Genomic DNA, 10680 nt, shown 5'->3' on the forward strand with positions numbered 1-10680 from the left:
CGTTCGATGTCAGTGCCACGGGATTCCAGTGCCGGATGTCGCACAACGACGTGCAGGGAGCTGCGACTTATCCGTCGTCCTCGGGGTCGTCAGGCAGCTGCGCGCGGATCTGGTCCACCTCGGCCAGGGCGGCCCGCAGGGTGCGCTCGGCGGCCTTGTTCGCCGCGGCCGCGTCACGGCGCGCCGTGACGAGAACATCTCGCCCCGAGCGAGCCTCGATCAGCCGGGCGTCCAGATCGCCGATCTGTTCGTCGAGCGAGGTCAGCGCCTCCGTTGCTTCCGAGAGCGCGTCGCCGGCTTTGGCTGCGGCGGACATTGTCTCCCGCGAGCGCTTCGCGGCCACCTGGAGCCGTTTCACCAGGGCTGGGTCTGGTCGAGGCGGCTTCTCGGGGACGGACTCCGGTGCGACAGCTGCGCCCCGGCGTGGGGTGTCCTTGCCACCACCGCCGGCGATGACCCGCAGGGCGGGACGGCGAGCCGGCGCGGGTGCCGCCGTGGCTTCGGAGAGGTCGACCTCTCCGAAGCCTGCGTAGGACAGGGCTCGCGTCAGATGGCCGGAGGCGACCGCCTCGGCAGCGGGGGAGGTCGCGAGCGCCGCCACGAACGTGTCGCGGACCTGAGCCGCGACCGCGGCCGACAAAGAGCCGCCGGCGTCGTCGACGACCTCTCCGGTTGTGCGAACGAGCGCGTCGACGAGCGTCGACCGCTCGCGTCCGAACCGCTTGAGGGCCGCCCCGTCCATCGACTCCTGGGCGCCCTGCAGGGCCTCGGCCAGCTCGAGCAGACGCTCGATGTCAGATGGCCTCCCGCGAACGACCTGGTTGACGGCCCAGGCCGCAGCGGTCGGCTTGCGGACCGACTCGATCGCCTTGGCGAGGCCGGTGTCCTTGGCCGCCTTCGCCCTTGCTGCCAGGTCACGCCGGGCGTGGAGGAACGCGTCAGGAGCCAGTGAGTAGAGCTCGCTCACCGCCGCATCAAGGTCCATCTGTGAGCCTCAGGCCCGAAACGCGTGGAAGAGCACTGCCTGGTCCGGGAAGAGCTTCGGCGCTGCCACACCTACGTGTTCGAGGGTGGAACCGCGGAACACCGCTCCCGGGTATGCTGGCGCCGCCCCCCACCAGCGGGCTGGCTCGAGCCCCCCCGGCGGTGTCCCGACGAGCAGCGGACGCAGGAGGTAGTCGCGGTTCGGGTCCAGCCCGCGGAACCGCAACCGTGGCCCGGGGGACGCGTCGAGGCTGCCTGTCGTCACCATCGCGAAGACCGCCTCCGACTGGTCCGACGCGACGACTCCGTGGACGCGGAGGTGGTCGTCGAACCCGTCCATGCGCACCACGTCGCCGCGCATGAGCAAGCCGCGGTGCTCCTTGAAGAAGGTCACCCAGGCCCTCAGGTCGTCGAGCTCGCGCGGCGACGCGTTGGCCAGGTCCCACTCGATCCCCAGATGACCGAACACCGCTGTAGCGGCGCGGAACCCGAGATCGTGCACGCGGCCGGTGGTGTGCGATCGCCCCGATGCGATGTGGGCGCCTAGGAACTCCGGAGGCAGCAGCTGTCCGGTCCAGCGCATCATGTCCTGACGTTCAAGCGGGTCGTTGCAGTCCGAGACCCAGACCCGGTCGGTGTGCTGCATGACCTCCAGGTCGACACGCGCCCCTCCGGAGGAGCAGGACTCGATCTCCAGCCCCGGGTGCGCCGCCTTCAGCGCGTCGACGAGACGGTAGAACGCCAACGTCTGGTCGTGCACCGCGGGACGACCACCACGGGTCTGGTCCCCGGCCTCGACCAGGTCGCGGTTGTGGTCCCACTTGATGTAGCCGATGTCGTACTCGTCGAGGATGGCGCTCATCTGTCCCAGGACGTAGCCGAACGCCTCGGGGATCGCGAGGTCGAGCACCTGTTGGAAGCGCGACTCGACGGGGAGCTCCGACCGGGCGGCCATGACCCAGTCGGGATGGGCGCGCACGACCTCGCTGTCGACGTTGACCATCTCCGGCTCGAACCACAGCCCGAACTGCATCCCGAGCTCACGGACCCGGTCGACCAGAGGGTGTAGGCCGTTCGGCCAGACGTCCGGCGAGACGACCCAGTCGCCGAGACCCGCGTGGTCGTTCCGACGCGCGCCGAACCAGCCGTCGTCCAGGACGTACCGCTCGACACCGAGAGCTGCGGCCCGCTCTGCCAGGTCCGTCAAACGGTCGGCGTCGTGGTCGAAGTAGACCGCCTCCCAGACGTTGATGGTGACGGGACGCTCGACGGACAGCCCGCCCGCGGGACGGGCTCGCAGCAACCGGTGGAACCGGCGCGCGACCTCGTCCAAACCGCGTCCGAACGCGGCGTAGACCCACGGGCTCTCGTAGGACTGACCCTCGCCGAGCATGACCTCGCCGGGCAGGAGCAACTCGCCCCCACCGAGGACCCGCTCGCCGCCGAAGACCCGCTCCGCGTAGTGGGTGTGGTTGCCACTCCAGGCCGTGTGGACGGCATACACATCGCCGTCGGCGAACCCGAACCCCGGTGTGCCGGCATGGAGCACGTAGGCAGCATCGGCTCCTGTGCGCCCCCGGCGTCCTTCGCGCAGATGAGTGCCGACCGTGAAGGTGCTCCGCTGCGCGACACGCTCGTGACCCCACCGACCCGCGAAGTCCAGCAGCTCCGCGGCCTCGGCAGGGACGGGGTAGGCCAGCACCAGGTCGTTGACCTCGTATGGCTCCGGCCGGGCGTTGGTGAGCCGCGCCCGCGAGCGCAACACCCCCGACTGGGTGAGCTCCATGGTCAGCAGCAGGTCGAGACCGAGCTCCCCGTCGGTCGCCGCGAACTGGACGACACCGGAGCCGGCGCTGGCGAATCCCTCGACCGGCGCGCCGTCGAGCGTGACCTCGTGCACGTCGAACCGCGGCGACCATCCAGCGCCGTCGCGCGATCCGGAGAGTCCAGGTCTGCCGGTCCACCCGGTGCCGGCCTCGGGCAGCAGGGCGACGCGAACGGGGACGCCCACCGTGTTCGGTCCGACTCGCTGCTCTTGGGCCCCCACTAGTGCGTCTGCTCCGGCGGCGTCCAACCGGCCGAGGGCCGGTCCCCAGTGAGCCACCTCTGGAAGTCGTCCGTCTCGGACGGACAGGAGTACCCCGACTCCGGCGCACTCCAGCTGCACGGCCGTTTGCGCGGCAGCCACGGGGACTCGGGTTGGGGCACCTGACTCGGGGCGGTCGACACCCACCAACGAACCGGTAGACATGGGACAGCAGTCTGTCAGGCCGGCCCTCTCGAGGTGACCGGGGTTCGCCCAGTGACGGCCCGTTAGGCTCCCGACCGTGACCGAAACGACCCGCCCGCTCGCTGTTGCCGTGGTGGGTGCCGGGGGTCGGATGGGCACCCAGGTGTGCCAGGCCGTCGAAGGGGCCGGTGACCTGCACCTCGTCGCGGCCTACGACGTGGCCGACGCGCTCGGCGACCTGGGCGGCGCCGACGTCGTCGTCGAGTTCTCGGTTCCGGACGCGTCGCCGGACAACGTTGCCCGGTGCGTCGCCCAGGGCGTGCACGTCGTCGTGGGAACGACCGGATGGGACGAGCCGCGGCTCGAACGCCTGGTCGACCAGATCTCCCTGGCACCGCCATCGCGATCGGGGACGGGTGTGGGAGTCCTCGTCGCGCCGAACTTCGCGATCGGTGCGGTCCTGATGATGGGCTTCGCCGCGCAGGCCGCCCGGTTCTACGAGTCGGTGGAGATCATCGAGCTGCACCACCCCGACAAGGTCGACGCCCCCTCGGGGACGGCTGCGCGTACGGCGCGGCTCGTCGCCACAGCCCGCGCGGACGCCGGCCTCGGGCAGGTGCCCGACGCGACCCGGGTGGACCCGGACGGTGCCCGCGGGGCGAGGGTGGCAGGCATACCGGTGCACTCGGTCCGTCTGCGTGGGCTCGTCGCGCACCAGGAGGTGCTGCTCGGCAACGTCGGCGAACAGCTGACCATCCGGCACGACTCGTTCGACCGGACGTCGTTCATGCCGGGCGTGCTCGAGGGAGTTCGCCGGGTCGGCGACCACCCCGGCCTCACGGTCGGGCTGGAGCACTACCTCGGGCTGGCGTGACTGGACAGGTGACGACCTGACTGGACCCGGCGACCTGACGAGGTCTCAGGTCGCGAGCAGTGTCCGCCCGTCATCGGTGATGGTCCAGAACGGGTTGTGGGCCACCTCCCAGCAGTGTCCGTCGAGGTCGGCGAAGACCCCGGAGTAACCGCCCCACTCGGTGGCCGTGCCGGACCGGCGGATTGTGCCACCCGCGGCCTCCACCTCGGTCAGCAGGGCGTCGACCTCATCTGGCGAGCGCAGGTTGTGCGCGAGCGTGACGCCGCCCCAACCGCCGCCGTCCGTCACACCCGTGTCCTGTGCTAGCTCCGCGCGGCCCCACAGCCCGACCACCATCCCTCCCGTCTGGAAGAACACCACGTCCTGCGTCGGTCCGGTGGGGCGCCAACCGAGACGTTCGTAGAACTCCCGCGCGCGGTCGAGATCGGATACACCAAGGGTGACGAGACTGAGTCGCTGTTCCATGATGTGCACGCTAGATGCGAGCGCCGACACACGGCTCGGGGCGGCTCAGGACGCCCAGCCGAAATGTCGCAGCAATGCGGCCGTCGCGGCGCCGAGGATGACCACGACGAGGAACGGTGCGCGCAGCAGCAGGGCGACGACGGCCACCGCGAGACCTGCCGCGCGCGCGTCGATCGTCAGCCCCGGCCCGGCCGGACCCGATGTCGCGAACGTCTGGACCACGACGAGGGCGGTGAGCAGGGCGACGGGCAGCAGCCCGGTGACCCGGCGCACCCGGGCTCCCGAGAGCACCTGGCCTGGCACGAGGTAACCGGCGAGCTTGAGCAGGTAAGCCAGTAGGCACGCGAGCAGGACCGTGACCCACTGGTTCACGATGCCCCCTCCGCGCTGCCGGCCCGTCTGCCGGCCCGTCCGTCGCAGCGCCGTCCGTCGCCGGCCCGTCGTGCTAGACCGGTCGGCCCGGTGACTCCGGCATCCGAGTCTCCGCGCCGCGGGAGCAGCCCGACAACCAGCGCGGCGAGGGCCGCGACCAGGACGGGCACGCCCGCGGGAGCCGCGGGGATGAGCAGGACCGCGAACAGGGCGGCCAACGCGGCGACGGCGGCCGCGTCACGACCGCGTAGCCGGGGCCAGAGCAGCGCGCAGAAGGCGGCGGCCGCCGCTGCGTCGAACCCATAGACCTTGGGGTCCCCGAGGGCGTTGCCGAGCAACGCCCCGAGCAGGGTCGTCACGTTCCAGCCGAGGTAGACGACGACACCGGTCAGCCAGAACCCCCGTCGCTGGTCGTCTGGGTTCGGCTGCCCGATCGCCACCGCGGTCGACTCGTCGATGGTCAGCTGGGCGGCCAGCAGTCGTCGTAGCCCGGTGACCTGGAGGATCCTCGACACCTGCAGCGCGTACAGCCCGTTGCGGACTCCGAGCAGGCTCGAGGTGGCGATGGCCGCCACCCCGCTGCCGCCTGCGCCGAGGATACCGACGAGGGCGTACTGCGAACCTCCGCTGAACAGCAGCAGCGACAGGACCACGGTCTGCCACACGCTCAGCCCGGACGCGACGGAGACCGCCCCGAAGCTCACGCCGTACGCGCTCGTCGCCAGTCCCACCGACAGCGACCGCGCCTTGAGCGCGCGCGAGGCGTCGTCGGGCATACCGGGCATCGTTGCAGAGTCGGTCGGGCCCTCGTCGACCAGACCCATCCGGACGCCGGTCTCAGCGGGCGTCTACTCGGGGAGCGTTGCGATGACCCGGATCTCGTGCTGTAGGTCCGCGTCGTCGGGCCCGACCACGCGGTCCCGCAAGGCCCCGTCGGCCTCGAAGCCCGCCGAGCTCAGGAAGACCGCCAGCTCCGACGGGTCTGAGGCTGCCTGCGGCACCCAGGCGCGCAGCCGCCCGAACCCGGACCCTCGGGCCGTGTCAGCAGCGGCGTTGACCAGGCGGGAACCGTGGCCCTGGCGCCGCGACCCGCTCTCGACCCCGAGGACGAGCACCTCGGCGTCGACGTCCGTCGCGTCAGGGTCGACCGAGGGACCCACGGCTGCGAACCCCACGACCTCGAGGCCGGAGCAGGCCACGAGCGCCCGGTGCGCCCCGGAGGGCGGCGACGTCAGCGAGCTGGCCCAGACGTCGGCGAAGGCCCGGGCCTCGAAACCGGCAAGCACCTCCTCCGGCAGCACGCCGGCATACAGGTCGCGCCATAGGTGTGCCTGGACGCTCCCGATCGCGGACGCGTCCGCGGGGTTAGCGAGCCGGACGCTGGCGTCGGCGACGGGCGGGTGCGCATGAGGGTGCAGGTGGGGCATGCCGTCATGGTCGCAGGCGCGCCACGTCGCCGCGATGAGAGAGACTCAGCGCATGGTCCGAGAACACGCGCTGCTGCCCGTCATCGCCGGCCGGGAGTCCGAGTTCGAGGCTGCCTTCGACGTCGCGCGACCGATCATCGCATCGATGCCGGGTTTCCGGACGCTGTCCCTGTCCCGCTCGATCGAGTCACCGAGCACCTACCTGCTGCTCGTCGAGTGGGAGACGCTCGAGGACCACACCGAGGGTTTCCGGTCCTCGCCGGAGTATGCACGCTGGCGCGACCTGCTGCACCACTTCTACGACCCGTTTCCCGTCGTCGAGCACTACGTCACGATCGAACCTCGCTGACGTGGGCATCGTCAAGCCCGCCGCCGCGCTCGGTGCCGCCGCCCTGCTGGTGGTGGGCATGGCGGCCTGCAGCGGCGGCGACACCACGGCGCAGGGGTCGTCGTCGCCCACGACGACAGTCGAGGCGTTCATGCACGCGCTCGGCAACCAGGACGCGAGCGCAGCGTGCTCGCAGGTGTCGACGGGCGGGAAGGCGCTGGTGGGTGACGCTTTCGCTCAGTGCAAGGTGGGGCTGGAGAGCGTGCTCGGTGACATCACCGACCCGGCCGACCTGACCCGGCTCAAGACGGCCAAGGTCACCGGCGCGCAGATCGACGGCGACAAGGCGACGGTGACCAAGTCGCAGATCAGCAACGTGCCGTCGGGCTACGAGAACGACATCGACCTGGTCCGGCTGGACGGGACCTGGTACATCGACTCCAAGCCGTGATCCGCTGCGTGAGCGCAGCTGGGTGTGCCTGAGAGTGGTGGTCGGGGGGATACTGGCGGCATGTACGGCAACGACGTCCTCAGTCCCGACGAAGCACTCAACGCGTCGGAGACTCCCGACTTCGACGAGTCGGTCGCCGCGGGACGCGCCAGCGAACAGCGAGACGAGACGTCGTCGTTCGCCGCGTTGATCGCGGCGGACCAGCGGGTGGAGCCGCGTGACGAGATGCCCGACGCATACCGCAGCACGCTGATCCGTCAGATCGCCCAGCACGCGCACTCCGAGATCATCGGGATGCAACCCGAAGGTGCCTGGATCACGCGGGCTCCGTCGTTGCGCCGCAAGGCGATCCTTATTGCCAAGGTCCAGGACGAGGCCGGCCACGGCTTATACCTCTACTCCGCCGCCGAGACCCTCGGTATCGACCGTGCCGAGCTGCTCGACATGCTGCACAGCGGCAAGCAGAAGTACTCGTCGATCTTCAACTACCCGACGCTGACCTGGGCCGACTGCGGTGCGATCGGGTGGCTCGTCGACGGCGCCGCGATCATGAACCAGGTGCCGCTCTGCCGCTGCTCCTACGGTCCATATGCGCGCGCGATGATCCGCGTCTGCAAGGAGGAGTCGTTCCATCAGCGACAGGGCTTCGAGATCCTCTGGAACCTGATGCGGGGGACCGATGGCCAGCGGGCCATGGCGCAGGACGCGGCCAACCGGTGGTGGTGGCCGGCGCTGATGATGTTCGGACCGCCGGACACTGGTGAGGCGGCGGCCAAGGGGGGCCACACCGAGCAGTCGATGGCCTGGGGCATCAAGCGGTTCAGCAACGACGAGCTGCGTCAGCGCTTCGTCGACATGATGGTGGCGCAGGCAGACCGGCTCGGCCTGACCCTGCCAGACCCCGACCTGCGCTGGAACGAGGAACGCGGCCACTGGGACTTCGGCGTCATCGACTGGGCCGAGTTCTGGCGGGTGCTGCGCGGCGACGGGCCGTGCAACGCCGAACGGATCGCCCACCGGCGCCTCGCCCACGACGAGGGTGCCTGGGTGCGGGAGGCGGCGAACGCGTACGCCACAAAGCAGACAGACCGGGAGCGGCAAGGATCTGCCGCGTGACTGAGGCTGGTACGCCTACGAGCTCGGGAACGGTTGCGGCTGAACGCAGCTGGCCTTTGTGGGAGGTATTCGTCCGTCCCAAGCGTGGTCTGTCGCACGTGCACGCGGGGTCGTTGCACGCACCGGACGCGACGATGGCACTACGCAACGCCCGGGACGTCTACACCCGTCGGCAGGAGGGCGTCTCGATCTGGGTCGTCGAGGCAGCCTCGATCACCGCCAGCAGCCCGGGGGAGAAGGACTCCTTCTTCGACCCGGCCGCGGACAAGGTCTACCGGCACCCGACGTTCTACGACGTGCCCGACGACGTCGAGTACCTCTGACTGGATGCAGGACCGTAGCCTCGGGGGGTGAGCGATGTGGTGAGCGGACCGGTGCCGTCTCCGGGGAGGTCCGTGGACGACGCCCTCCCGACCGGCGATGCGCTCGTCGCCAGGTACCTGATGGGCTTGGCCGACGACGCGATGGTCTACGCGCAGCGGCTGGGGGAGTGGCTGACGAACGCGCCACAGATCGAGGAGGACATGGCGCTGGCCAACATCAGCCTCGACCTGCTGGGTCAGGCGAGGGTGTTGTATGGCCGGGTCGGCGAGCTGGACGGTACGGGGCGCGGTGAGGACGACTTCGCCATGCTTCGTGACGAGCGGGACTGGTTCAACATCCATCTCGTGGAGCAGGAGCGCGGCGACTTCGCGTTCGAGATGGCACGCCTGCTGTGGTTCTCGGCGGCTCGCGTCGAGCTGCTGGCCGCGGGTTCGTCCGAGCCCGTGCTCGACGCGGTGATGGGCAAGGGGGTCAAAGAGGTCCGCTACCACCTCGACCACGCCGCCCAGTGGGTCGCGCGGCTCGGAGACGGCACGCGCGAGTCACACGCGCGGATGCAGGCCGCCCTCGTCGCCGTCGCGCCTTACGTCGACGAGCTGTTCGAGGACGACCCGGTGGCCACGGTCTGCGCCGACCTGGCACCCCTGCCGTCCGTCATCCGGCGCTCTGCGGAGCCGACGGTTCAGCGCATCGTCACCGCGGCGACCCTGCAGATGCCCGACCCACCGACGTGGCGCTCCCGCGGCGGCCGCGCGGGCGTCCACTCACGTCCGATGGGTTCGCTCTTGGCCGAGATGCAGCACATCGCGCGCTCGCACCCGGGTGCCACCTGGTGACGACGTGGTGATGGCGTGGTGACGGCGTGGTGACGACAAGGGTGGCTCTCGACGACCTGCTCGCGACGATCGGGCAGGTGCCTGACCCCGAGGTGCCCGTGGTGTCGATCGCCGACCTCGGCATCCTGCGAGATGTCGTCGCGGACGAGGCCGCGGGGACGGTGGAGGTCATCATCACGCCCACCTACTCGGGCTGCCCGGCCATGGAGGCGATCCGGGACCGGATCGAGCTGGTATGCCGTCGGGCCGGTTGGGAGCCGCACGTGCGGCATCAGCTGAGCCCGGCGTGGACGACCGACTGGATGACCGAGCAGGGCCGGGATCGATTGCGGGAGTGGGGGATCGCCCCTCCTGGGCGAGCCCAGACGCATACCGGGGGGCCGGTGTCGGTCGACCTGGTGAGACGCCTGGTCGCTTGCCCACGGTGCGGCTCGACACACACCACCGAGATCGCTCACTTCGGGTCGACGGCGTGCAAGGCGTTGCGTCGCTGCGAGGACTGCCGCGAGCCGTTCGACGAGTTCAAGGCAATCTGAATGGCGTTGCTCACCAGGGCTCCTCGGGCGCGGGCCGCCTTCCATACGCTGCGGATCCATGAGGTGGAGCGACTCACCGACGAAGCGGTTGCGGTCCGGTTCGCGGTTCCGCGCGAGCTGTGGGACGAGTACGCATTCCGTCCCGGCCAGCATCTGACCCTGCGCGCGACGATCGACGGCGCAGATGTGCGCCAGTCGTACTCGATCTGCCAGTCGCCGTGGAACTACGGGCAGGCAGGGTCGCTTCGGGTTGCGTCCGCTGTCGTTCCGGGCGGGCGGATGTCGACCTGGCTGAACGAGGTCGTGCGTGCCGACGACGAGGTCGAGGTAATGACCCCGATGGGCAGCTTCACCTGCCCCACGCAGCCTGAGCTGTCCCGGCACCACGTCGCGATCGCCGCGGGCTCGGGGATCACGCCGGTCCTCTCGCTGATCACGACGGCGCTCGAGCAGGAGCCGCTGTCTCGGGTGACGTTGCTGTTCGGCAACCGGCGGACCAGCTCGGTGATGTTCCTCGAAGAGCTGGAGGACCTGAAGAACCGGTTCCCGGGACGGTTCCATCTCGTCAACGTGCTCTCCCGCGAGGCACAGGACGTCGAGCTGTTCCACGGCCGGCTCGACTCAGACCGGCTGCGTCGGCTCTTCGACCTTCTGGTCCCCGTCGAGACGGTCGACGAGTGGTATCTCTGCGGACCGTTCGGGATGGTGACCGATGCCGAGGCGCTGCTGCGTGAGCT

At 70.2% G+C, this 10680-nt stretch carries 14 protein-coding genes; 8 read left to right on the top strand and 6 right to left on the bottom strand.

The genetic code is table 11. From position 1 onward, the window contains the following. Positions 1-67: 67 nt before the first annotated feature. Both ABI385_RS17140 and ABI385_RS17145 read right to left on the bottom strand, forming a co-directional pair. The gene (locus ABI385_RS17140; RefSeq protein ID WP_348104973.1) at positions 68-985 is read right to left on the bottom strand and encodes a hypothetical protein; all 918 of its coding nucleotides are present in this window, start codon (positions 983-985) and stop codon (positions 68-70) included. A 9-nt stretch (positions 986-994) separates the two neighbouring features. Beyond that, a complete protein-coding gene (locus ABI385_RS17145) occupies positions 995-3235 on the bottom strand; it encodes an alpha-galactosidase (protein ID WP_348104974.1) in 2241 nt (746 codons plus the stop codon). 76 nt (positions 3236-3311) lie between these two features. Here ABI385_RS17145 and dapB point away from each other — a divergent pair, with 76 nt between their 5' ends. After that, entirely contained in the window at positions 3312-4088 is a 777-nt protein-coding gene (gene dapB, locus ABI385_RS17150) for a 4-hydroxy-tetrahydrodipicolinate reductase (RefSeq protein ID WP_348104975.1), read from the top strand. A 45-nt stretch (positions 4089-4133) separates the two neighbouring features. On the opposite strand, the gene ABI385_RS17155 is transcribed toward dapB, so the two are convergent. From ABI385_RS17155 to ABI385_RS17170, 4 genes are all read right to left on the bottom strand, one after another. After that, entirely contained in the window at positions 4134-4553 is a 420-nt protein-coding gene (locus tag ABI385_RS17155; RefSeq protein ID WP_348104976.1) for a VOC family protein, read from the bottom strand. A 45-nt stretch (positions 4554-4598) separates the two neighbouring features. Next, positions 4599-4925: an AzlD domain-containing protein gene (locus ABI385_RS17160; protein ID WP_348104977.1), complete on the bottom strand. Its 327-nt coding sequence runs from the start codon at positions 4923-4925 to the stop codon at positions 4599-4601. After that, positions 4922-5710, bottom strand: a complete 789-nt coding sequence (locus ABI385_RS17165) for an AzlC family ABC transporter permease (RefSeq protein WP_348104978.1) — start codon at positions 5708-5710, stop codon at positions 4922-4924. The genes ABI385_RS17160 and ABI385_RS17165 overlap by 4 nt, the downstream gene beginning before the upstream one ends. Before the next feature lie 63 nt (positions 5711-5773). Further along, positions 5774-6352: a GNAT family N-acetyltransferase gene (locus ABI385_RS17170; RefSeq protein ID WP_348104979.1), complete on the bottom strand. Its 579-nt coding sequence runs from the start codon at positions 6350-6352 to the stop codon at positions 5774-5776. A gap of 52 nt (positions 6353-6404) precedes the next feature. On the opposite strand from ABI385_RS17170, the gene ABI385_RS17175 reads away from it, so the two are divergent. The 7 genes from ABI385_RS17175 to ABI385_RS17205 form a co-directional block, all read left to right on the top strand. Continuing rightward, on the top strand, positions 6405-6701 hold the full coding sequence (locus tag ABI385_RS17175) for an antibiotic biosynthesis monooxygenase (protein ID WP_348104980.1): 297 nt from the start codon (positions 6405-6407) through the stop codon (positions 6699-6701). 1 nt (position 6702) lies between these two features. Next, on the top strand, positions 6703-7131 hold the full coding sequence (locus ABI385_RS17180) for a hypothetical protein (RefSeq protein WP_348104981.1): 429 nt from the start codon (positions 6703-6705) through the stop codon (positions 7129-7131). Between the two features lie 60 nt (positions 7132-7191). Further along, positions 7192-8247, top strand: coding sequence for a 1,2-phenylacetyl-CoA epoxidase subunit PaaA (gene paaA, locus ABI385_RS17185; protein WP_348104982.1), 1056 nt, complete (start codon positions 7192-7194; stop codon positions 8245-8247). After that, positions 8244-8570, top strand: coding sequence for a 1,2-phenylacetyl-CoA epoxidase subunit PaaB (gene paaB, locus ABI385_RS17190; RefSeq protein WP_348104983.1), 327 nt, complete (start codon positions 8244-8246; stop codon positions 8568-8570). The genes paaA and paaB overlap by 4 nt, the downstream gene beginning before the upstream one ends. Positions 8571-8597: 27 nt before the next feature. Then, complete coding sequence (paaC, locus tag ABI385_RS17195; protein ID WP_348104984.1) at positions 8598-9407, top strand: 1,2-phenylacetyl-CoA epoxidase subunit PaaC; 810 nt, start codon at positions 8598-8600, stop codon at positions 9405-9407. 26 nt (positions 9408-9433) lie between these two features. Beyond that, positions 9434-9943, top strand: coding sequence for a 1,2-phenylacetyl-CoA epoxidase subunit PaaD (gene paaD / locus ABI385_RS17200; RefSeq protein ID WP_348104985.1), 510 nt, complete (start codon positions 9434-9436; stop codon positions 9941-9943). Then, positions 9944-10680 (top strand): FAD-binding oxidoreductase (locus tag ABI385_RS17205; protein WP_348104986.1); only part of this gene is annotated, 737 nt, incomplete at its 3' end. It lies immediately after the preceding gene.

It is taken from the genome of Lapillicoccus sp. (genome assembly GCF_039935575.1).
In the GTDB taxonomy this organism is placed as follows: Bacteria; Actinomycetota; Actinomycetes; order Actinomycetales; family Dermatophilaceae; genus Lapillicoccus.